This is a genomic window from Bacillus sp. CPT56D-587-MTF (genome assembly GCF_058792335.1).
In genome coordinates this window covers 1,676,091-1,699,900 of the sequence record NZ_JBYTEF010000001.1, presented here as the reverse complement: position 1 = coordinate 1,699,900, position 23,810 = coordinate 1,676,091, and the positions used below count along the sequence as shown (strand labels likewise).

Here is a 23,810-nt window from a genome sequence, read left to right as displayed (position 1 = left end):
ATATAATAATATCCATCTCAAGTTATATAGTAAAGAATTTTCTGAATTAAAAACCTTTTACTCATTCACTTCCGCCGCTACACGAATTCCAGATTCAATCGCACCTTGAATCCATCCGTGATATAGCGTTGTATGATCTCCAGCGAAGAATATTCTCCCCTCTGGTTTGACAATCGCTGGTTGCAGCTCAGATTCTTGACCTGCTTGAAAAAGTGCAAATCCTCCAAGCGCATACGGATCCAATGTCCAGCTTTTTGATATTCCAGATATGAACTCATCATACACTTGACCACCTAATATTGTTGCTAAGTTGTGTAATGCGTAATAAATACGATCACCTTTCGATAAACCATCCCATAACAATGCGTCATAAGACCATGTATAGCTACCTAACATCATAGCCGGTCCTTTCTCACCAATTCCATAACTTGGATAATAGGCATAACGAATTGGCAAATCTGTTATAATTCTGCCACCTAATTGTCCTTGTTCTTCCCAAAATCGGCTTTTAAATTGAATTCCTATTTTCGTCGCAGGCATATAATGTAATTCACGAATTGCTTTCCATTTTTCATGAGATATAGAATCAAACGGATCTACTTCTACAAAACGCATTGTCGAAAACGGAATGGTAACAATAACTAAATCTCCTGTAATACTGCTATATTCAAAAGTTTCCTCGTTCCGATAGAAAGCTGTCACACCATTATCGTGTTGATGTAACTTCATTAATTTTTGATTATATATAATATTTTCTTCTAATTGCGGTAAAAATGACTTTGGTAATCTATCATTCCCGCCCACAATTTCACAAAATCCGCTCTCCTCTTGCATAATGTATAGAAAGCGTAAAGTCTCTACAAACGACCGTTCCAAAAAACCTTCTAAATCTAATAGAACACCAATCATCTCAATTGTTACTGGCGAAAAGTAAGTATTATACTGATAAGGATGATACTTTAAAAATTGCCCAGTAGAGTATCTTCCAAAATCCTTTACTACAACGTCCCAATTTTTTTCTGGGTTCTTTTTTATAAAATTTATAATGGGCTGTACCGCTAACAATAATAATTCCTCTGACGTTTTTCCAACTTCATTCATTTCCACAGGATATCTTAGAATACTTGGATCTTTTTCATATTGTTTTAACGTCGTTTTCCGTCCATTTACGTATATAATATCCGTCTCATTTCTATTAATAAAAGGTCTCACCTGTAGCCCAAATTTTCTTATATATGTCATCGTTAATGTATGCGAATATGGAATCCTCATTGCTCCAACATCTAAATATAATCCGGTATCTTCCATTCTAACCGTTTCTATACGGCCACCTACCCGGTTATTTGCTTCAAAAATTTTCACATCATGTCCTGCAGCCTTTAATAAAGATGCTGAAACTAATCCAGCCATACCAGCTCCCACTACAATAATTTGTTTTGGATTTGTCGTCTTCTTCAATCCTTTATCTATAACTTTTAACGCTTCATCCATTTCAGTGTTATACATTATATCTTTCTGCACAATTCCACCCCTTACTTCATCAAATGGACGTTAGTGGTTTAGTGCATTTTATTCATACATCCCCATAAACATAACACCATTGCAATTTGAATATTCACTAAAAGTACATAAGAGACAGATTTCATATTTCTTTATGCTTCGTATAATATAGCAACCGCACGAAGGAGTGACTAAAAAATGAAACATACTTATGATTACCACGCTACAAAAAAGCATTTAGAATTAAAGAAACAAAACTTATGTAAAAAACTTAGCAATATGACACTATCTGAAAAAGAACGTGAACAGCTAAAATGTGAAATTGACAACTATGAATATATTTTAAATCTGGTTGAAATGAATCATTATGAACGCGGATTTTCTCATTAAAAGCGGAAATAGGATTATCCGCTTTTCATTTTGAGCATTTCACTACGCATTTTTCATAAGTAAATATATAATAGGATGTACATTAAGATTGAGAGGTATATTCTATGATCAAGTTAAGTGTATTAGACCAATCACCTATTTCAGATGGTAGCACAGCAGCCCAAGCTTTTTCACATACAGTTACGCTTGCACAAGAAGTTGAAAAACTCGGATTCACACGTTTTTGGGTATCCGAACATCATAATTCCGTAAGCTTAGCTGGTTCAAGTCCAGAAATACTTATTTCTCATATTGCCGCGAAAACGGACCGTATTAGAGTCGGTTCAGGTGGTGTTATGTTACCGCATTATAGCCCATATAAAGTTGCTGAGAATTTCCGTGTTCTAGAAGCACTGTATCCGAACCGCATCGATCTCGGTGTTGGTAGAGCTCCTGGTGGTATGCCAATAGCAACTCGCGCACTTCAAGAAGGGAAAATGGTCTCACTTGATCAATATCCAGAACAAATTGCAGACGTTGCAATGTACTTACATGATCAAGTACCAGAAAACCATCACTATGCAAACTTAAAAGCCACTCCAGTTATCCCAACATCTCCTGAAATGTGGATGCTCGGTTCTAGCGGAGAGAGCGCTAAAATTGCTGCAAACAACGGAGCTTCTTTCGCATTTGCGCAATTTATTAATGGCTTTGGAGGCCCTGAAGTTATGAGGGCTTACCAAGAACAATATCAGCCTTCATTTTTAGGAGATAAGCCTAATTCAATCGTTGCCATTTTTGTTATATGCGGAGAAACAAATGAAGAAGCGGAAAAAATTGCTTCTAGTTTAGATTTATCAATCTTATTATTAGAGCAAGGAAAACGAACTACTGGTACACCTTCTATTGAAACTGCTCAAAATTATTCATACAGCGCTTATGATTTATTCCGTATAAAAGAAAATCGTCAACGTATGATTGTTGGTGATCCGTCTTCTGTAAAAGAAAAAATAATAAACTTAAGCAAAGCATACAATACTGACGAATTTATGATTGTCACGATTACTCATCAATTTGAACATAAATTAAAGTCTTATCGCTTATTAGCAAATGCTTTTAATTTATAATTCTAAAAAGAGATGCATCACATATGATGCATCTCTTTTTCTTACTACTTATTGTTTTCATTTCCTATATATTCAATAGCTTCTTTTAATAGCTCTTCAAAGTTAATAGGATAATCATGATCTAAGTCAGGGACAACTTTATACTTATGTTCTATATTCTTCTCTCTTAATAGTTGTACAAATTGCTGCGTGGATTCGAAACAATCTTCATCTTGATCCCCGCATACTATATATCCTTTTATATGTTTATCCTGCAGCACTCTTAGCAACTCATCCCATTCTTCAATCTCGGGAAGCCATGGTGCCATAAAAACAAAACCATCAACCTCTATATCTTTTTGCAAAATCGTATATAAAGCTACTCTTGCCCCTGCAGAAAAACCACCAATGATTACATTTTCTACTGTATGGTTTTCTATAAACTTATTGTAATGCCCTTTTAATTCTTCTTTCCCTCTCTCTATATCATCCCAAACAAATCCATCTGAAAACTGAATTTGTGAAGACTGTGGTAAAGCTAACGTGTAATCTTGTGTCAAAACTGATTTCCAATATGGCTCTACTATTTGAATATTTTCTTGGTCACCGTGCAATGTAAGTAGTAGATTTCCTTCTTTCTTGCTGTATATATATTTCACATCTGGTCTTTCCTTTTTATGTGCTAATTCTTCTCTTTCATTACATAATTGCACCATTGTATGAAATTCTTCAAATTTATGTAGTGATTTTAAATCTTCGTCGGAAATTAAATACTCATTTCCATACCAGAATCCCTTTTCTATAATGGCCTCTCTCATTAAATGTAATGCTTCTTTTTCAAGTCCCGATGCACTTGCACTTGCGAGTGCATACTTAAAATTATATATTTGCGCCTCATTCCCTATTACACCTGTAGCGTTTTCCATTATATAATTGTACGCTTCAAAACTTCCTTTATTTGCATAACAACGTAACGTTTCATTTAATAATTGAATGTAAGTCATGCTATTTTTCATGTACCAATTCCCCCGAAACCTTTTATAATATTTTTTGCGAATCTTTATACCACTTTGTATAACCCACGCTAACAATACCTTATTCTCAAAATGATGCTTAATAGTTACTCTTCCCTGTCCAATACATTTAGTATAAATAATAATAGACTGAAAAATCAATATTTTAAAAAACAAAAAAAGACAACAATATATGTATTGTTGTTTTCATTACATCTACCCGCTCTTTTGTTTTTTTCTATCTGGTTTACTTGAAACTAAATAATGTTTTTCTGAAATATATAAGTCTCTTTTTAAGCTACGATTTAAGTAAGGTCCTAGCTTCATTCCGCATATGAGGCGATCTTCGCTACCTTCAACAATTGGGAACATTTCTTTTTCTGTTACGTATTGGTCTACTGCTTTTTGTACGACATCAATTTCTTTCACTAGGCTTAAATTTTCTGCTGTATGTTCAAATACCTCAAGCGTTTCCTTCGTTATGAGAAAATCATTTGTTGGAAATGCAGGTAAATACGGTTTTAACAAATCATAATTTACTGTATAATCTTCATTTACTAATACTGTATAAACGATATTAGCATTCGTTTCTAAAAACTGAGCCATCGCTTGTTCTAATTCATCTTTCGTAATTTCCCGCTCTTCTTTTCCAGTTCTGAAAAAGCGAAACATCGCATCGCCTCCTTTTTACTATATTATAGCATAAAAGAAAACTGAAAAATCATAAAAAAACCCATTGAAATAATTTTTCAATGGGTTTCTATTATATTTATCGTTATTTTAAGAATGCACTTAGCATCCATACATGCTGTTCTAATGTTGTATGAATTGCTAACAGCATGTCAGCTGATGTTTCATCACCAGCTTCACCTGCAACTTCCATACCTTCTTTTAATTCTTGAATAAGTGCAGAATAATCATTCACTAATGTTTGCACCATTTCTTCTGCAGATTCTTTGCTTGTCCCTTCGCTGACACTAGATGTTGCGAGATATTCTTTCATTGTCGCTAATGGTTTACCTTCTAAAGCTAAAATACGTTCTGCTAACTCATCAATATACGTTCCAGCCTCATTATAAAACTCTTCAAATTTCTCATGTAATGTAAAGAAGTGTGGCCCTGTCACATACCAGTGATAATTATGTAGTTTAACATATAACACATTCCAGTTTGCTACCTGCTTGTTTAATACTTCAACAACATTTGTTTTCGTACTCATACAATCACTCCTCTTATCATTTTGTAATGTTTATCTTTTAATAACCTAATTACATTTTACCATACATTCCCTTTCCTTTCGAACAATTGGCTTATATGTAACAAAGTTTTAACACCTTTAATGCTTCCCTAATATCATTAAATTCATGTATTTTTTCAAACACTTCATACGTCTAATTGTCCAAGCTCATACATATGCATAATAGTACATCAAGCTCATCATAGTAGAAAGAGGGATAACATGGACAATCAACAATGGCAAGTAGCAAAGAAAGTAGCCGCTACTTATATCGGAACTGTCGTTGGAGCTGGATTTGCTACTGGACGAGAAATTGTTGAATTTTTCACAGTGAATGGATTATACGGGACAATTGGCATATGTGTAAGTGGATTTTTTTTTATTTGGCTTGGCACAAAGATGATGTTACTTTCATCACAAATCGGGGCATTTTCAGCGCAAGAATTTAACAAATATTTATTTGGGGATGTATTTGGGAATGTTGTAAACACATTATTATTACTCGTTTTATTCGGCGTAACGAGCGTTATGTTATCAGGGGCTGGTGCAGTATTTGAAGAGCAACTTCGCTTACCAAGACAACTCGGTATTCTTATTACAGTTATCGCTTGTCTTATTATAAGTAGCCGCGGATTACAAGGTGTTTTTGAAGTAAATACACTTGTCGTACCTATTATGATGATTTTTATTATCGGACTTGCTATTACAACCTTTTTTCACGGTACACCTTCCATTAATAACACTATTCCTGCAGAGAACTGGAATATGAAATGGATTACTAGCCCTATTACATATGTCGCCTTAAATCTTTCTCTCGCCCAAAGTGTTCTCGTCCCATTAGCCAGTGAAGTAAGAGATCGAAAAGCTATTTTTTGGGGTGGGATTTTGGGTGGTGCTGGACTTTCTTTAATTTTATTATGCAGCCATTTAGCAATCTTATCAGTCGATCAATTTTACCAATATAACATCCCAATGGCTGAAGTCATAAGAAGATTTAATGCAACTTTTCACTTCTTTTTCGTTCTCATTATTTTCGGTGAAGTTTTCACAACTTTAGTTGGTAATGTGTTCGGAATGACAAAACAGATGCAATCTATTACTGGGTGGAAAAATAACAATATTATTTTCTTCATTTTACTAATTAGTTATTGCTTTAGCTACATCGGTTACAGTGACTTACTTCACATTCTATATCCTATCATCGGATGGGTAAGTATTGTTATACTGCCAATCATTGCGTTTAAACAACTTCAAAAAACATAAAAAAGCATCACATACTTCCCAGTACGGTCCCATTTCTAATGCTAAATATGGCTTTAACTGCAACCGAATCATTCGACTAGGCATGCGCTCTAAAACAAATTGAATACCTTCTTCATCTTCGTCTAATTCAACTTTTGAAATCACAATTCTTTGCATAGTCGTAATGGGAATTCCATCTTTATATAAAGTGATTTTCACCTCATCGTATTCATTAAAATATAATTCGACACTCATTTGATTTTTCAGTATTTCATCAACAATTTTAAATGTATTATTTTGTTCTTGGATTATATATTTCCATCCGCCTCTATCTTCTTTCGGAGCTGTTTGAAATAATGTCTCCAAATCCTCGTATAGCATAAGATAACCCCTCTCTTACTAAAAAACGATGAGTATTTTATATACCCTTTATCTCTATCACTATCCATAGCTATTGTACCATATATCAACGTTCTTACCGTATTCATTTGCTTCATACAAACTTATAAAATAACTAATTCTATCTCCATTATTATGTATATTACCTCATTACTCCATACACTCTTACAAGTTCAAATAACGACAGACTTTAATCCATGCAAATATTGTCTACTCTCTGCTTTTATTAGCTCACAGCATTCACACTTTTATATATAGTAAGACTACCACAAATAAAAAAGGAGAGTGACTTATACCACTCCCCTCAAAAGACCTTCCCTATAGCTGCTAAAACTAATACGATTATTAAAATTGCAAATAATAATGAGACAATGAAACTAAAAATAGGTAACGCTTTCTTTTCATTCTTCTTAAATAGTAACTTTAAACTAAGAAAAATATTTACTGGTACAAATATAAAATAAAAATATTTAACAATTTGCACCGAGCTATTCGAAAGTGTTTTTAATATAAACACTTCAATTAGAAAAACAATAAAAAATGAAATACTTAGCCAAAATGAGACGTAACTAAGCCAAGAATGTCTTTTTGTCCCCCAATACACTCCCATAATACTCTCCTTTTATTTGTATTCTATACGTTAATAATTATACACAAAGCTAACAAATACCTCTATTTTTCGACAAACATTATGCAAAATACCATTTTAAACGTCATAAAGGAAGTTTACATCTCCATTTGATTTTACACAATAAAACAGACTACCCTCTATTGGCATAATGCTACTAGGGGATAGTCTGTTCTCTATTAGACTTTAAATCTGTCAATTAGTCCTTGCAACTCTTCAGCCATTTGAGATAACGTGCCTGCTGCAGATCCAATTTCCTCCATCGAAGCTAGCTGTTCTTCAGCTGAAGCCGCAACATTTTGTGTGCTTGTCGCATTATTTTGTGCTGTCATTGCAATTTGTCCTACCGAAATAGATACTTCATTTGCCCCTTTTGACATTCCATTAGCCGTTTCAACCATCGTCTTAATTTGATTAGCTATTTCATTTGTAGATTGTAAGATTTCAGCAAAGTTTTGCTTCGTTTCATTTGCGATAACAAGTCCAGATTGAACTTCCTCATTTACATGATTCATAGATTTGACTGTCTTACCCATATCATCTTGTATTTCACATATTAATTTACTAATTTCACTAGAAGATACGCTAGACTGCTCTGCCAATTTACGCACTTCATCTGCAACAATTGCGAAACCTCTTCCATGCTCACCGGCTCTTGCGGCTTCAATCGCCGCATTTAGAGCTAGAAGGTTTGTTTGATCTGCAATATTTTGAATTACTTCTAAAATATCACCAATTTGTTTTGATTTATTATTTAGTAATTGTATAACTGCATCTGATTGTGAAACCGATTCTGCAATAGACTGCATCTGGTTTACTGTTCTTCCTACTAGTTTCCCACCATCTTCTGCTTTTTCACGAGTATGTGCAGAAGCCGTATTAATAGATGATGAACTATTTGCTACATGTTGAATTCCTTCCGTTACATCAAACAGTAACATAGCGCCATTTTCTACGCTTGTTGTTTGCGTCGTTGCCCCACTTGATATTTCATCCATTGCGATTGTGATTTGCTCAGTCGCTTCACTTGCTTGCCTTACACTTGCAGTTAACTCTTCTGATGCCGCTGCAACATGCCCAGCTGAATCGTTAATTCTTCCAATTAACGTCCGTAACGAATTCGTCATCTCATTAAAACCTTTAGCAAGTTGGCCGATTTCATCATTAGAATGAATTTCAATTGTTTGCGTTAAATCCCCTTCGCTTATTTCTTTAGAGGTAACAACTAATCTCTTTAAAGGCTTCGTAATTGAAAGTGTTACAAAATAAATAAGTGCCCCGCCTACTACTAATGAGATAAGCATAACAATTAACATATTATAAAATACAGGTTGAGCAGCTTCAATTACTTCACTTGAGTACATCGTCCCACCAATTTTCCAACCTGTTTTTACATTTGTAGCAAATACCATATTCTTTTCACTACCGCCATAAGAATATGAAAAAGCACCGTGATTATCTTCATAAATTTTCTTTGCCCAAGAATCAGCCGCTTTTTCCCCTGATTTTTCTTGTGGATGAGCAATTATTTTTTGCTTTCCATCTAAAATGAAGGCATATCCTTTTTTACCAATATTAATTAACTTTGATGTTTTTAATAAATTATCTAAACTTAAATCTAGCGCAACAACTCCATTTTTATCTTCTGTTTGTTTTGCGATTGTTACGACAATATGTCCATTTCCTTTTGCCTTATATGGCTCAGTAACAACAATACCACCTTGTTTTGCAACCGCATCTTTATACCAAGAACGCTCTGTTGGATCATAGTCTGCTGCCATTTGTATATTTGGTTCTTGTACAAATTTTTTATCATTTCCGGCAACATATACTTGTTCAATATCTTTATTTAAATTTATATATTGAGATAACATTTTTCTTAATTCATCCTGATTATCTCCTTGATACATATTCCCCTGAATCACCCGTGCAAAATTATTCACATCATTAAATTTTGCATCAATCATTTGATTGATTAAATTATCCAGTATTTTTATATTGTCGTTGGCACTACTCTTAATTTGCGATTCAAAATTCTTTTTGGCTGTTTGATAAGACATGCCTCCGATAATAGACACAGCCGCAATTAAAATTACAAAGAATGAAATTAATAGCTTTTTTGCTACTTTCATATCACGAAACAAATTTAATAGTTTACCCATTATGAACCTCCTAATTTTCAAATTTAAAAGTTAAATTGAGTTAATTATGAATATTTCCCAATCCCTAATTATTATTTTCATAACCTATTATGATGAATACTTTGTAAAGTTTAAACAATTAACTTCCCTTTGTCTATATATATAAATAATATTATTATAAAATTTACAAATAGAAAAAACCAAAGGGTGCCCCTTTGGTTTTTACATTTTTTTATGTTGTTTAGAAAGCTTTTTCCACTTATCACGCTCTGCTCTGGCAAGGATTGCATCTTGTTTTCTTATAAAATACGCCAGTTCTCTTTGTAATTTTTTATAGCTTTTCAAACGATTTATCGTAATAAGTCCGTTTTCAATTGCACTATACACCGCGCACCCTGGTTCATTCTCATGCTTACAATCACGGAAACGGCATGTTGTCGCAAGTTCTTCAATATCAGAGAATGTTGTTTGAATCGCTTCGCTTCCTTCCCAAAGTTGCAATTCCCTCATACCGGGAGTATCAATTACGAGAGCGCCACTTGGCAATTGGAATAACTCTCGATGCGTTGTCGTATGCCTTCCCCTACTATCCTCCTCACGTATATCTCCCGTTTTTGCTACCTCAATTCCTATTAGCGCATTTAACAAAGTTGACTTTCCTACCCCTGATGACCCAACTAAAGCAATTGTTTTCCCTGAAGAAACGAATTGTTTCAACGAATCAATACCTGTATGCTCTAAACTATCAACAACAAAAATAGGAACACCAATTGCTATAGCTTCCGTTTCTACAATTTTTTGTTCTATATCATTACATATACTACTCTTTGTTAAAACAATAACTGGCATAGCGCCACTTTCATACGCTAATAATAAATAACGTTCCATCCTTCTAACATTAAAATCATGATTAAGTGCATTCACTAAAAATAAATAATCTACATTTGCTGCTATAATCTGTTCTTCTGTTCTTGTTCCAGCCTCTTGTCTTGAGAAAGAGCTTCTTCGCTGGAAAATACGATGAATAATCGCTTTCTTTTCATCTTCTATTTTCTTTATATACACCCAATCACCAACTGCTGGATAATCGCCTTTCGTAACTGCTTCATGCCGAAACTTCCCAGACAGTTCTGCCATATACTCACCATCATTACAAATAATTCGATATATATGCTTATGCTCGAGTAAAATTCGTCCTACTTCAAAGTTCTCAACAGCTTGTTCCTCAAAAAAAGAATCCCAGCCGAACGATTCTAAAATATTTTGATTCAAATTGATATCCTCCCTAGTGTAAGCTAAGCGGAAGGATCGTGCGCTCACTTATATAGTCTCGCCCTTTCCATCCACCTTTGTATTTGGTTTATTATTCATATAAGTTATTTTCGCCATAATACATCACCCCGTTCTTCTTTTAATTACTCTCATTATATGGAATTCTCCTATAAAAAGCTACATTATTTAACGTAATTTTCAAACAACTTTCTTTTGAGCATTCTAATTTGTCCTCGGTGACTAATTTCATCTTCTAGCACATGATACCAAAGATAGTGCTGGTTATATATTACACCGTTAGGCCACTTTCTTTCTGACATGAGCCACTCATCACTTTGTTCACTTAAATACTTCAGAGATTCTTCTCGAACACTTTGTAGAAGTTGTACATAATACTGTATTTCATGACCACGGATCGCTCTACCTGCTTCCCCTAAATACAGTGCATCTTCCCATATTTCTAATTCTTCTTTTGTAAAGTCACGATTTTGAAATGAAATAAGCTGATGAACTTTTTCAATAGCTGCTATATGCTTTAATAAGGCGCCAATTGAATTTCCGCTGCTCTGCATAATTAAATCTAATTGCTCAACTAATAAATTTTTTACTTCGCCTAATGTTACAGCCCTCGTATGCTCCAGCATGCTTACTAATTCCCCTATAGTTTTTGTATAACCATTTACACTTCTTATTCGATAATCTATCTTCATATCACGCACCCCTTTCTGCATTCATATTATTGTAAAAATGATTCATATAATAGACTGAAACCTTTCGAAATTTTCTGTTATAATTAAATTGAATACAAAATATACCCAAACAAACTTTCTCAATATGCTTATATGAAATATTAAAAGGAATCAATATAAAATAATCGAATCTTATTCACTAAAAGGAGTGGATTCGATGGAAATGTATCAATGGCTAACCGCTGTTCTCGTTGGTGGCATTACCGGCTTCGTTTCCCATCTAATCAATAACCAAGGTAAGTTATTGCTTCCACGCCGTTTGAAAACATTTTTTCATTTTGGATTTTTAACTGACATTTTTACTGGTAGCCTAGCCGCACTTCTTGGGCTCGTTTTATTCGATGTCACCGCAATAAAAGAAATTATAAAAGTATCCATTGTAACTGCTATTTCCGGTCAAACTTTCTTACTACATCAAGCTCTTGGTGGCGAACAGGCTAAAAATACGCAAATTGGGAAAGCTGATGAGAAGATTCAAGAAATTGACAAATTATTGCGACGTTAGTGTATACTTTCTTTTAAAATTATTGTTATAATGAGAAATAAATATTTTCTATTGCGTCGTTTGTCAGGAGAAAGGGTGTTTCGTATGACAAAAAAGAAAATAGAAGATTTCTTAACAAACTCCGAAAAAGAGGAACTGCTAGAAAACTATAAATGTTTACGAGAAGCCCGCACAAAAAGCGAAGCTAACTATTTTGGTGAAGCAGTAAACCATCTATTAAATAAAGCAAAACAACGAATTATTAAAGATGCAGGTATACATGATGAAAATGCTGCAACTGTTCAATCAAAGAGAAAAGCACTGTTTTAGCTACATTAGCTAAAACAGTGCTTTTTATTTAGAATTTTTTTCTTTCCATGCTATATTCTCTCTGCCTTTATCTTTCCATTTTTACAGTTTCAAAAGTCATCTAGACCTAAAGATCAACCTAATAATATTAGCCCACGCAAACCATTTTAATAATAGATAAAATAATTGAACTAGTAATGCTACAAACTAAATAAGTTTATTAAATCGCTTCTTTTAAATCTGAATGCGGATTTGGTCCGTATTGATTGTCATTTTCTTCACTTTCAATGATAAAAAATACAAGTAAAACAGCGCTACCAAACGGTACAAAATTTAATAGTTGCCACCATCCCGTTTTCCCAATATCATGTAATCGTCGTGCACCAACCGAAAAACTTGGTATAATCATTACTAACATAAATAGCAACGCAATAATAGCAACTAACACCTCTGAAAATGATGATAAAAATAACAGTAGCCAAAAAATTACGATATTGGATAAACTAAAAATCCAGTACTCTTTTCGCGTAGCTCTACCACTAAAATTCCCATAATTCTTTAGAGCTTTCAAATACCATTGCATTTAAACCTCTCCCTTTTATCCCCAATAAAATTAAAATATGTAATTATTAACAGATAAGTAGAAATATAACACAACATTTATGTAAAATCCATATCCCCATCTAAATTGCCCTCTATTTAAATAGTTTTTTCCTTCGGCATTTTTCACATTACTTTCACATCTATTTCACAAATATAAGTAGTCCGATATGCTAAACTAAGTATATCCTTTTCCAAGGAACTATATGCCGATATATAAATCCCTATCTTTATAGGGATTTTTATTTTTTGATTCCTCATAACTTTGTTACAATACATTTCTTCTACTATTTCTATACTTTTAGTAACTACTTTAATTAAAAGCACATTCATGTATTCACACTCTTATTAATTCTGATTTGCGAAATATTTATACAAGCTTTATGATGCAATTCCTGTTTCACTACTTTCAGTAAGTTTTTCACTTTTTCTAAACAAAAATAAAGCTCCTATATATAGTAAAGTAGTAAAACTACCTATAAGTATAAAATTGTGAGATACTGCAAATAACATTCCTGCTATTGCCGCACCAATCATTTGACCAATATACATAGAAGCATTTGCAAGCGCGGCTCCTGTTCCTCTTGCTACACTAGATATGTTTTGTAAGTGCCTCATCATTAATACAAACAAAATTCCTGTCCAAAAAAACAAAGCAAAGAACGATAACTCCATCAATACAATGTTCTTTACATGTGGAAGTAATACATATAGCACTGCTGTAAATATAATTCCACCATAGAAAGAAAGGTTATAACCAATTTTATTTACGATTCTAGGACCAAAAATATTACCAGTTAAATTTCCTAACCCTAATACGAGCATAGCTGTACCTACTTCATGAACTTGTAAGCCAAATTGAATGGAAAGCCATACACCAAAAAATGAAAATGCAGCAAAATTTCCGGTTTGAAAAACAAAGTATGCAAAATAAGAAAGTGAAACCTTTGAATCTGTAAGTAATTGTTTATAACGCTGTAAAATCGCTTTTTTATTTCCACCTATATGAACCGACTGTATTTCTGGTAATACAACATAAATAAGAATGACAAGTAGTGCTGATAATATACCAATGAAATAGAATGGGATTGTATAATGTATCGTTGCTAAATAAGCTCCCAGTGGCAGCCCTAAAATTTGAGAGATTGATAACCCTGCTGTTGCAACCCCAATTGCTTTCACAATTTGCTTTTTCTCTATAAGAATCGGAATGGATGCCCACACTTGTGGAGATACAAAAGCTGCACTTACACCTGCTAAAAATCTAAATGTTAGCATCCATAAAAAACTCGGTGCAATTCCACACAAAAACGTACTTACTGCAAAAAAACTCATACCTAGTACCATCACTTTTTTTCTGTTTAATCCATCTGATATAGGACCAGCAATAAGCGCAAATCCAGCATACCCTAAAGCATACGAACTCACCATCCATCCTGACAACTCAGTTGAAACATGATACACCTGTTGCAATGTCGGCAACAGTGGTGAAATTAAGAAAGTATCTGTACCGATCATAAACATTATCATAAAAAATACAGCTAGTACTCTGTTCATTTAGACCTTCTCCTTATATAAACAGAGGGTACTATTCCTCTGTTTCACTAATCTTCTAAAATAGATTGGATTTCTTTCATGACTCTTTCGTTCAATGCAACGTCTACCGCTTTCACACTTTCTCTTACCTGCTCTGCCCGCTTTCCACCAGGTATAACAGTATCAATTCCTTCTTTATTTAATAACCATGCTAATGCTAAATGAGACACTTCAATACCATTTTCTTTCGCTAACCCTTTTAACTTATTCACTTTCTTAAAATTACTCTTATATGTATTTTCTTCAAATAGATTTACACTTTGGCGCCAATCGACTTTATTCAATTTGAAATCTTCTGTATATTTTCCGCCTAACATTCCAAAAGCAAGAGGTCCATACGGAATAAATGAAATACCCGCTTCTATACAATACGGCAAAAGTTCTTCCTCAGCCGTACGTTCTAACATATTGTACGGTGATTGTACAACATCTATATAACCATGTTGGTTCGCTTCTTTTAATTGTTCTATGTTTACGTTCGATATTCCAATTGAACGAATTTTCCCTTCTTCTTTTAAACGAGTAAGCTCTCCAATTGAATCTATGTAACTTGTTTCAGGGTTTGTAAAATGTAAATAATATAAATCAACATAATCAGTCTGTAATCTTCTTAAGCTATTTTCCACAGCATTTCTTAAATAACTTGGTTCATTGTTAATATAAGTTTCTCCATTTAACAACGGTTGAATTCCACCTTTTGTAGCAAGTATAAACTCATGACGTTTTCCCTTTAATACTTCTCCTACTAATTCCTCTGATCTACCGAAACCATATGAATCTGCTGTATCAAAAAATGTAATCCCTTGCTGAATAGCTTCTTCTACTAATTGCTTTCCTTCTTCTTCATTCACATTAGCATATAAATTATGTCCCCCTACTGCATTTGTACCTAAACCCAGCCTTGAAATATTTAGTCCTGCCTTTTGCAATTTTGTATACTTCATTTTTTCTCCCCCTATATTTCTATTATTCGAACATTTTCGAACAATAGAAATATACCACTTTATATGTTATAGTGCAAATATCTTAACTTATACAAGTAGGTGAAATATGCGTACACTCTATCATCCAAATCGAGAAGAAATTCAATTTTCTTCTGTCTTATATGCACTTAGCGATCAAATTCGTTTACAAATTGTAAATATGTTACTAGAGAAAAGTGAACAATCTTGTGGTGCTTTAAACATCCCTATTGCGAAATCAACTTTATCTCACCATTTCAAAGTTTTACGTGAGTCAGGTGTTATGTACACGCGCCTTGAAGGAACACAACGTTTCATTTCAATTCGTGAAGAAGATTTAAATGCTAGATTCCCAGGTTTATTAGATGTGATAATACATGCGACAGAACCATACTAAACAACATCTCATATTCATATGAGATGTTGTTTAGTTTTTTCTATTCTTTTAATACTGTAAAGCTTTATTCATTGGGGATTTTGTTCTTCACTATAACTACTAAGTCACTTCCTAAATTAAAGTCTGAATAAAACGTTTGAACGCTAATATCCCTTCTTCATCTCGTTTAAAAACACCAGCATCTTCAAGCGCCTGAATAAATTTCCGTCCCAATTCTTCTCTAATAATCTCCTGTATATTTTGTTCATTCATCCTATTTTCATATTTGGTTTTTAATTGTTCTGCCCATTGTATATGAGGTATTGGAATATCATTTGGAATATTAAGTAAAAATTTCCCTACTTCCTGAAGCTCTGTTTTTAAACGAGCAGGAAGTACAGCTAACCCCATTACTTCAATCAGACCAATATTTTCCTTTTTAATATGTTGTATTTCCGCATGAGGGTGGAAAATACCCAGTGGATGTTCCTCACTAGTATGATTGTTCCGTAAAACTAAATCCAATTCGTACATATTATTCCGGTAACGAGCAATAGGAGTAATCGTATTATGTAGAACATCATTCGTAAATGCGAATATATTAACAGAAGGATCACTATATCCCTTCCACTTCTCTAATATGTACTCCCCTGCATTTGCAATTTGTTCTATGTCGTTACTTCTTAAGCGAATAACTGACATAGGCCATTTAATAATAGAGCATTGCATTTTGGGAAAGTTAGGTAGTTCAAAAATTAGGTCGTTCGATGAATTTGCCATAGCAAATTCATAGTTTCCACCTTGATAGTGATCATGCGTTAGAATAGATCCTCCTACAATTGGCAAATCTGCATTGGAACCGAGGAAATAATGCGGGAATTTTTCTACAAATTTTAACAAACGTAAAAATGTATGACGATCAATTTTCATTTCCCGGTGGCCTGAGGACAATACAATACAGTGTTCATTGAAGTATATATACGGAGAATACTGTAGAAACCAGCTTTCACCTGTAATGTTCATTCGGATCATACGATGATTCGAGCGTGCAGGATGTCCAATTCTGCCTCTATATCCCTCATTTTCTATACAGAGTAAGCATTTTGGATAATTTGTATTTTTCAATACTCTTTCTTTAGCAATTTGTTTAGGGTCTTTTTCTGGTTTGGATAAATTAATCGTTATATCAATGGCACCATATTCCGTATTTACTTTATAATTTATATTTTTGCCAATTTGCTTCATTTGGATATAATTGCTATTTTTACTTAATTCATAGAAGTAATCTGTCGCAGCCTTCGGATTTTGTTCGTATTTTTCATAAAATAGAGTATTGATAACGGACGGTTTGGACATAAAAACATCCATAATTGCACTTGCTAAAATCTCCTTCTCATCCAGTACTTCCTCAATGATTTTATGCATACAAGCATATTCTATTAACTCTTCCAATAACTCCGAAATTGCTTTCTTTGCGAGCCCAGGAGCTGGCGCTTCCACTACAAAGTCATCTAAACGAAGTAAGGAAAGGATTTTATTCCTTGTATATATTGCATCTTCTTGTTCAATCAATTGAATGTTAATAGCACGATCAATTAACTGCTGGATAACTTGATATATCATCAGCATTTACCTCCTCTAGTCTCATAGCGTTTTAAAGTTTTTGCGATGCCAGTTCCATGTACCTTTTATCATTTTATGGGCAGACGTACAGAATAACCACCATTCTAATATACGTTTTTCTTTCTTCGAAGAAGCTATTGGCATACTCGATTGCCCGTTTAGTAAGCTTTTTTGTTACATTATACGTTCGTAAAAACACTTCTACAATCAACATCTTGTCGTATTTTTTAGACATCTTGCTTTTCATTTCTAACATCTCACTAAAAACATACAAAAGAACAATTTTCAAAAGCAGTTTCCGGCGATTCAATGAATACAATGAGGCCTATCTCCTTCGAGATAGGCCTCTAATTTAGGATATTACACTAGCTATAAAACTACCTTTATCTTAAACCCTAATCTTTTTACCTCTGTGACGCTCCCCCTGAAGCTAGCTTTTCAATACGTAGATTATCTAAAATAAATGTACCTGCTCCAGTATCTCCGTTTAAATTAGTTCCATCACTAAAAATTCCTACATAAGTTTGGCCATTCTCAGAACCTGTCACCATAAACTCTGCTGTTTTTGTGTCAGTCGATGCATTAAGAGTGTTATTCACACTTAGTCCCTTTGCACTTGCGATGTCTCGAACATCAATTTCTTGATCCCCTGAAATAAAGCGATATGCGTTTGCTGTTGTTTGATAATCAAATGATACTTTATAAGTTACGCCAGGTTCGAAACGATAATTTTGAGGAATGGTACGATACAGCAAACCTTTGTTTCCAGTGTTCACTTTAACGGACCAATTTCCACCTAATACATCATCGACTAATTTTTTGCCTGCCCATCCTTTTTGTGTATATGGAGCATGCAATTCAGACAAATGAATTCTGTTGTCTTCTACACCTTCTGTATTACCAATAACAAATGGGTAAATGCCTTGTACCACCGTTTCAAAATCTTGTTTAAATTCCGTCGGTGAGACATTATTTTTTAAAGACTTTTGAACGATCCGAATATCATCAAATTTTGTGTTTCCTTTTCCAGAATCACGGCTGAGAGTTAATTTAGCTTTATTCGTTACAGCTGTAAAACTCACTTGCATGATTTGCATTTTGCTATTATATCCATCATTTATGGCATGTGAATCTGCCTTAACATAGTTCTTTTGCAGACTACGAATTGTGTAATTGCTAGCATCTTCTTTCCCACCTGTTACTGTAATTCCAGCCTTTACATCACTATCGTTTTCAACATATACCTCTGCTACATAATCTTTACCCGGTTCCAAACCAGTAAGAACACGGGTAACAGTTGTATCTTTTGATGGACTATCAATGTTCAAGTAGTAATCTCCACTACTTACATTACGGTTGCTTCCAGTTTGATTCGTTCTAACGACGCTTACAGCCTTGTTATCACCCTCAATAGTTGTATATGCACTTACTTTTCCTGTATTGAATCCCGCGTCATATATATGAGCATCCTTGCCCCAATTATAGTCAAGGATTTCCAAACCCTTATCTTTTTTCGGTACAACAACATAAGGAGTTGCCGCACTAGCTGTCAAAGTTACCTTATTATTTACGACTTTGACTTCTTTCACATCTGTTCTACCGCGATCTGTCAATTTGTATACATAAACAGTAGAGGCACCTTTATATTCATCTGGAAGTGTCCAAGTAGTTGTACCACCTTCAAAATTCCAGTGATACAGTTTTTCAGAATCAGAAGTTGGATTTTTAAAGTCTTGTTTCACCCAAGGAATTAAATACGCCTTTCCATCAAGTATTACATTTCCATTTAGTGTAATAACACGTTCCCTAGCATTGTCTTTTCTAGTTACATCGACAACATCCCCATTACTTGGGTCCTTCAATTTTATTTCCTTTTCTAAGTTTGTCTTGCTTTTATCACCTTCTACATCCGTCCAGTTCGTTACATAATATTTTTGTAGGAATTTAGTAGGTAAATTAGTATCAAATGTCATGCGAATAAAGTTATCGAAATTCTTATCAGATTGCCACCCTTCAAAACCAGCTAATTCAAATCCACCAAGTAATGGATGGTCAGCAGTTCCACCTACTTCAGGCCAATTCAACACCCAAGAATCTCTTTGGTGATTACTAATAAAGCGCAGTACTTCTGAGTTGATACCTTTACTTTCCGGTCCACCGTAGTTTTTATCAGTAGCCCAATGTTGCCACGTTGAATAATTGGCCATAGAACCACCAAATTCCGTTGTTAATCTCCAGCCTCTATCTTTAAATTGATCTGCTATTCTATTTGATTCCCATTGATTTTGATACCATACATCCAAATAAATAAAGTCAAGATCTGGAGCAGCAGTTTTCAATTCATCTAGTCTTTTCGCACGCGATCCAGAATACAAATCTTTTAATTTATTAATTGTATAAGATTGATCTAACCATCCCCATCCTAAAGAACTTGGCCGATCAATAAAATCATTATTGAAAGCTTTCGCTTCAGGATAAGTTTCTTGAGCATTTATATGGACACCAAATTGGGTATTATACTTACGCCCCTCTTTAATAAGCGTATTTAAATCTTTAACGCCGCCCATACGCTCACCCACATCACCATAATCTGGATGACCACTATCATGCCCTTCGTTTGCATATCCTTTTAATATTACAGCTTGCCCCAATTCATCTGTAGCAAGAGCAACCTTTTTCACATTATCTGATGTTTTTAAGAATGGTTGTTGTGCTTGTGATCCGAAATTCATTGCAATACGCATTCCAACATTATTGTTTACATCTTGGTATCCTTTAATGTCTTGCATAATATCACGGTATGCAATCGCCGCATCCTGCCAGTCTGCCTTATTATCATTATTCAAATCTTTAGCAATAGCTATTTTAATAGTTGGTTTATTTTTTTGTGGTTCTGGCATAAAATCTCTTTGGTAATAAAGTGCACTAGAACCTACTCCCATTGCTTTGGCACCATTTGTATTTACATATCGATTAGCAACTAAATTTTTATAACCGTCCACTTCTGAACTAGACCATACACCTGCACTTAATTCGTCAGTTGACAAAAATGCAGTATAATTTTTAGTAGATGTACCTATTTCTCCCATAGAAGAATCTACGCTTACATCTACATCACCTGTTTTCCTAACATCTGTACTAATATTCGTTAATTTAGCTTTTGCACCTTTTTGTTCCGAATTTACCGAGATAAAGTTCATATCAGCAAACTCAACTGTCTCGATTTTGGCACTACCATTATTCTTAATTTCATCGAAACTATAAACAACCTTATTATCATTCACCTTCAAAGATACCTTAAATACAGCATCAAGATTTTTCATTTCATCCACAACTTTTAATGTATATAGCGCTTCACTATCATTTAACTTTTCAAAGTTTACTTTAGGATAGTATAGTCCACCATTTACTTTCAATCCGTAAACAGGAGCTTCCTGTCCACTCATTACTTTATCGCCAACTTTGTATTTCACAATTCGTGGGAATACTTGGTCAATTGTGACGTCCATATACTGTGACTTTAATATATCTTCTACTGGCGGGGTATCTGGAGGTTTTGGCGCACTATATTCTTTTATTTTGATGTTAGAAATCGTAATATCAGCAGCACCTCGGCTTTTTTCAAATCCTAGTAAGCCCGCTTGATCTACACCACCTGTTAAAGTCCAAGAATTTACCTTTTTACCATCAATATATAACGTCGCAACATCGTCCATGAATACTAAACGTAAATTATACTTTTGTTTTGCTTGTAGCGGCATGTTTGGAGTCATCGACGTCCAATTGTTTATAGGACCAAAAATTTCACCAAAATACTGATCGTTCGTATCCCCTGTTCCCACATATGTGTATGTTGATGGATTTTGAACACGATAGATTAATCCAAAGCGATTCATCTTGTCAGTATTAGTAGTAACATCCGCTTCAAAAACACCATTTTTAATCGCTTTCATTTGGTTGTAAACAATTCTATTCTTTTGGGTAGATGTAACACGGAAAGTTGCTGAACCATCTTCATTATAGGTAACATTTCCGTCACCTGAAATAATTTTCAAGTCGCCTTCTTCCAGTTTATTATCCGTAATGTCGACAAGTTTTTCATTTCCTGGATCTGTTCCTCCACCCCCAGGAGCGTTTCCTAATTCAATGAGTACTTGACTTTTTTTATCTCCGTAAGCACCGAGTTTAACGGCTTCCTTACCTGTAAGGAGGTTATTTACATCATTAGATAAAGTAACCGGTCCAAATAAATCTTTTCCATCTAATGTAATATTCAAAGTGGTTTTATTATAATCAATTTTAATAGAGTGCGAAGTTCCAGCCTCTGGAAGTGGAACATTAGGTCTAGTTTTTAACCAGTCACCTTTCCCTTGATATTTGTATTCATAGAACCATCCAAGTGAGTCGTAGCCTACAAAAACGAAATTATTATTGTCAATATAATGAGGATAGAAACCAAATCTAGTATCTTCGCCCTTGGTTTCTGGAGTAAAGGTATACGCCATCGTTCCTGATTCTTTAGAGACTTTATTTTGTTCTTGAAAAATTGCAGCTTTCGCCCCGTTATCGTTTCCAGCACCTGCTCCAAGCCTTACATATGACTTCCCATTTTGTTCTATTATTGCATTGATTTCGTTTCCTCCTGATGATATTGTGACCCACGGATTAGATACATTTGCTCCTACATGTAATGGCACAACAATCATGCTAACTAAAAATGTCGGCACAATTAGCACAAGTGCAAGAAGGGTATTAAAAGCTCTCTTGAAATGCTTACTCTCCAATTCTTCTCCCCCTTTGAAATTTAAATTTTAGTTAAAAACAATACCTACGCATTCATTTTTAAAATATATCAAAACCTGAAAGGTACCGCTTTCACTTATGTTTAGAATAGTTTTTTTCAAGTGCCCACTCAATAAAGATATTGTTTCTTTTTTTAGATATATTGTCTTTTTAAAACGCTTACAAAATAAGGTTATTATTACCTTTTTAATTGTTTTTTTATTGAATTGTATACGATAAGTAATATTCTTCGGTTTATATATAAAAGTTGCTCCTCCTCCCTTTAGTCATGAACTGTTCTGGGCTTTTAATCTAGGATTTGTGACCATACTGGACGCAACTAAAAAATGAGCAGACGAATGTCTACTCATTTTTCTTCATTCCATTTAAAAATGGAAGAAAAGATATTGTACTAACTTTGAAGCTCAGCTGTTACTTTTACTTTAGCAAACCATGATTTAGCTGTCTCTTTCAATACGAGATTCAGTTCTTCTGTATTCCTTCTCCCAATATCTTTTAACCAATCACGACCTGCTTGTTCACCGCCTATAGCAAACGGCATGACACCGTCTTTCCAAGTTGCCCGACCACATAACACTCCATTAAAGGTAGAACCGGATTCTTTAGCAAATTTTAATGTTTCTTGGAATAATTTAGCACTTACACCTGCACTTAAGAAGATAAACGGCAGCTCAGTTACTTCACTTTGTTCTTTGAAAAAAGAAGCAGCTTCTTCTTTTCTGTAAACGAATTCGCCTGCCGTATACCCTTCCACAAAGTTCATGTCCACTGGAACCTCTACTTTTAAAACGTCTACTTGATATTGAGGTTTCGAGAACTCCCTCATGGCCTCAATCACTTTATGTGGTTTTATTTTTGCGTACGCTTTACTTTTCGTATCATCATTTTCAGCATCATAAGTAACAATCTCCAAGAAAAATGGAATATCTTCAGCAGCACACTCAGATCCGATACGTTCCATATAGACATGTTTATAGTTATTAATTTTTTCATCTTCATCGAAATCATAGTAGAGTAAGAATTTAATAGCATCGGCACCTGCTGCCTTTAATCGTTTCACTGACCATTCTGGTAATAAATCCGGTAACCTTCCTACTTCTGATGCATCGTATCCAGTTTTTTCATACGCTACAATTAAGCCCGATTCTTTATCGCGGACCTTAGCCGCCGGAAGACCGTATTCAGGGTCCAAAAGAATCGCTGTTGCAAATGGTGTTAATTCCTCAGAAACCAATTCTTTGAAACGGATAATGCCCGCATCTCCAACATGACTTGCACCGCCAGACGCAATCATTTTTTTCAATGAACCACGTTGATCAATAGCCAATGCTCCAATTATGCCATTTTCAGCAGATAAACGTTTTAGAGCTTCCAATTTATTCTTGGTTAGTTCTAACATTA

The 23,810-nt window shown here is 34.3% G+C and carries 21 protein-coding genes and 2 pseudogenes; 6 read left to right on the top strand and 17 right to left on the bottom strand.

Annotated elements, in window-relative coordinates; translation table 11 throughout:
* Nucleotides 1-57 precede the first annotated feature (57 nt).
* Entirely contained in the window at nucleotides 58-1,521 is a 1,464-nt protein-coding gene (locus AC3WVZ_RS08805; protein WP_001168128.1) for a flavin monoamine oxidase family protein, read from the bottom strand.
* 177 nt (nucleotides 1,522-1,698) lie between these two features.
* Here AC3WVZ_RS08805 and AC3WVZ_RS08800 point away from each other — a divergent pair, with 177 nt between their 5' ends.
* Nucleotides 1,699-1,890 (top strand): DUF3896 family protein, encoded by a 192-nt coding sequence (locus tag AC3WVZ_RS08800; protein ID WP_000683364.1) that lies wholly within the window; start codon nucleotides 1,699-1,701, stop codon nucleotides 1,888-1,890.
* A 104-nt stretch (nucleotides 1,891-1,994) separates the two neighbouring features.
* Complete coding sequence (locus tag AC3WVZ_RS08795; protein WP_000594045.1) at nucleotides 1,995-2,996, top strand: LLM class flavin-dependent oxidoreductase; 1,002 nt, start codon at nucleotides 1,995-1,997, stop codon at nucleotides 2,994-2,996.
* A gap of 44 nt (nucleotides 2,997-3,040) precedes the next feature.
* On the opposite strand, the gene AC3WVZ_RS08790 is transcribed toward AC3WVZ_RS08795, so the two are convergent.
* The 3 genes from AC3WVZ_RS08790 to AC3WVZ_RS08780 form a co-directional block, all read right to left on the bottom strand.
* Nucleotides 3,041-3,991 (bottom strand): alpha/beta hydrolase, encoded by a 951-nt coding sequence (locus tag AC3WVZ_RS08790; RefSeq protein ID WP_233936285.1) that lies wholly within the window; start codon nucleotides 3,989-3,991, stop codon nucleotides 3,041-3,043.
* Nucleotides 3,992-4,204: 213 nt separating this feature from the next.
* Nucleotides 4,205-4,660: a DUF3939 domain-containing protein gene (locus AC3WVZ_RS08785; RefSeq protein ID WP_000488210.1), complete on the bottom strand. Its 456-nt coding sequence runs from the start codon at nucleotides 4,658-4,660 to the stop codon at nucleotides 4,205-4,207.
* A 103-nt stretch (nucleotides 4,661-4,763) separates the two neighbouring features.
* Complete coding sequence (locus tag AC3WVZ_RS08780; protein WP_000105199.1) at nucleotides 4,764-5,207, bottom strand: Dps family protein; 444 nt, start codon at nucleotides 5,205-5,207, stop codon at nucleotides 4,764-4,766.
* A 240-nt stretch (nucleotides 5,208-5,447) separates the two neighbouring features.
* On the opposite strand from AC3WVZ_RS08780, the gene AC3WVZ_RS08775 reads away from it, so the two are divergent.
* Nucleotides 5,448-6,488: a YkvI family membrane protein gene (locus AC3WVZ_RS08775; protein WP_000370205.1), complete on the top strand. Its 1,041-nt coding sequence runs from the start codon at nucleotides 5,448-5,450 to the stop codon at nucleotides 6,486-6,488.
* Nucleotides 6,489-6,494: 6 nt separating this feature from the next.
* Here AC3WVZ_RS08775 and AC3WVZ_RS08770 read toward each other — a convergent pair.
* From AC3WVZ_RS08770 to AC3WVZ_RS08745, 6 genes and pseudogenes are all read right to left on the bottom strand, one after another.
* Nucleotides 6,495-6,848: pseudogene (locus tag AC3WVZ_RS08770) on the bottom strand (DUF3979 family protein); the annotation flags it as partial.
* A gap of 322 nt (nucleotides 6,849-7,170) precedes the next feature.
* Complete coding sequence (locus tag AC3WVZ_RS08765) at nucleotides 7,171-7,476, bottom strand: hypothetical protein (RefSeq protein ID WP_000539569.1); 306 nt, start codon at nucleotides 7,474-7,476, stop codon at nucleotides 7,171-7,173.
* Between the two features lie 197 nt (nucleotides 7,477-7,673).
* On the bottom strand, nucleotides 7,674-8,492 hold the full coding sequence (locus AC3WVZ_RS08760) for a methyl-accepting chemotaxis protein (protein ID WP_406741423.1): 819 nt from the start codon (nucleotides 8,490-8,492) through the stop codon (nucleotides 7,674-7,676).
* 123 nt (nucleotides 8,493-8,615) lie between these two features.
* Nucleotides 8,616-9,554, bottom strand: a pseudogene (locus tag AC3WVZ_RS08755) (HAMP domain-containing protein); the annotation flags it as partial.
* Nucleotides 9,555-9,857: 303 nt separating this feature from the next.
* Nucleotides 9,858-10,907: a ribosome small subunit-dependent GTPase A gene (gene rsgA, locus AC3WVZ_RS08750; RefSeq protein WP_001073051.1), complete on the bottom strand. Its 1,050-nt coding sequence runs from the start codon at nucleotides 10,905-10,907 to the stop codon at nucleotides 9,858-9,860.
* Nucleotides 10,908-11,089: 182 nt separating this feature from the next.
* Nucleotides 11,090-11,617 carry a DinB family protein gene (locus AC3WVZ_RS08745; RefSeq protein WP_063219876.1) on the bottom strand — a complete coding sequence of 176 codons (528 nt, stop codon included), beginning with the start codon at nucleotides 11,615-11,617 and terminating at the stop codon, nucleotides 11,090-11,092.
* Nucleotides 11,618-11,813: 196 nt separating this feature from the next.
* On the opposite strand from AC3WVZ_RS08745, the gene AC3WVZ_RS08740 reads away from it, so the two are divergent.
* Nucleotides 11,814-12,161 carry a DUF4257 domain-containing protein gene (locus tag AC3WVZ_RS08740; RefSeq protein ID WP_000426317.1) on the top strand — a complete coding sequence of 116 codons (348 nt, stop codon included), beginning with the start codon at nucleotides 11,814-11,816 and terminating at the stop codon, nucleotides 12,159-12,161.
* Nucleotides 12,162-12,245: 84 nt separating this feature from the next.
* Entirely contained in the window at nucleotides 12,246-12,470 is a 225-nt protein-coding gene (locus AC3WVZ_RS08735) for a hypothetical protein (protein WP_000162602.1), read from the top strand.
* Nucleotides 12,471-12,669: 199 nt separating this feature from the next.
* Here the strand turns inward: AC3WVZ_RS08735 and AC3WVZ_RS08730 are convergent, their stop codons facing one another.
* The 4 genes from AC3WVZ_RS08730 to AC3WVZ_RS08715 form a co-directional block, all read right to left on the bottom strand.
* Nucleotides 12,670-13,032, bottom strand: a complete 363-nt coding sequence (locus AC3WVZ_RS08730; RefSeq protein WP_100651401.1) for a DUF805 domain-containing protein — start codon at nucleotides 13,030-13,032, stop codon at nucleotides 12,670-12,672.
* 143 nt (nucleotides 13,033-13,175) lie between these two features.
* A complete protein-coding gene (locus AC3WVZ_RS08725; RefSeq protein ID WP_001101741.1) occupies nucleotides 13,176-13,382 on the bottom strand; it encodes a hypothetical protein in 207 nt (68 codons plus the stop codon).
* A gap of 48 nt (nucleotides 13,383-13,430) precedes the next feature.
* Nucleotides 13,431-14,606 (bottom strand): MFS transporter, encoded by a 1,176-nt coding sequence (locus AC3WVZ_RS08720; protein ID WP_233936284.1) that lies wholly within the window; start codon nucleotides 14,604-14,606, stop codon nucleotides 13,431-13,433.
* Between the two features lie 47 nt (nucleotides 14,607-14,653).
* Nucleotides 14,654-15,589 carry an aldo/keto reductase gene (locus tag AC3WVZ_RS08715; protein ID WP_065211655.1) on the bottom strand — a complete coding sequence of 312 codons (936 nt, stop codon included), beginning with the start codon at nucleotides 15,587-15,589 and terminating at the stop codon, nucleotides 14,654-14,656.
* Nucleotides 15,590-15,695: 106 nt separating this feature from the next.
* Here AC3WVZ_RS08715 and AC3WVZ_RS08710 point away from each other — a divergent pair, with 106 nt between their 5' ends.
* The gene (locus AC3WVZ_RS08710; protein WP_119683204.1) at nucleotides 15,696-16,004 is read left to right on the top strand and encodes an ArsR/SmtB family transcription factor; all 309 of its coding nucleotides are present in this window, start codon (nucleotides 15,696-15,698) and stop codon (nucleotides 16,002-16,004) included.
* Between the two features lie 111 nt (nucleotides 16,005-16,115).
* Here the strand turns inward: AC3WVZ_RS08710 and galT are convergent, their stop codons facing one another.
* From galT to lacD, 3 genes are all read right to left on the bottom strand, one after another.
* On the bottom strand, nucleotides 16,116-17,606 hold the full coding sequence (gene galT, locus AC3WVZ_RS08705) for a UDP-glucose--hexose-1-phosphate uridylyltransferase (protein WP_227077868.1): 1,491 nt from the start codon (nucleotides 17,604-17,606) through the stop codon (nucleotides 16,116-16,118).
* A 404-nt stretch (nucleotides 17,607-18,010) separates the two neighbouring features.
* On the bottom strand, nucleotides 18,011-22,390 hold the full coding sequence (locus AC3WVZ_RS08700) for an endo-alpha-N-acetylgalactosaminidase family protein (RefSeq protein ID WP_233936283.1): 4,380 nt from the start codon (nucleotides 22,388-22,390) through the stop codon (nucleotides 18,011-18,013).
* Nucleotides 22,391-22,800: 410 nt separating this feature from the next.
* The gene (lacD, locus tag AC3WVZ_RS08695; RefSeq protein WP_065211659.1) at nucleotides 22,801-23,808 is read right to left on the bottom strand and encodes a tagatose-bisphosphate aldolase; all 1,008 of its coding nucleotides are present in this window, start codon (nucleotides 23,806-23,808) and stop codon (nucleotides 22,801-22,803) included.
* Between the last annotated feature and the right edge of the window lie 2 nt (nucleotides 23,809-23,810).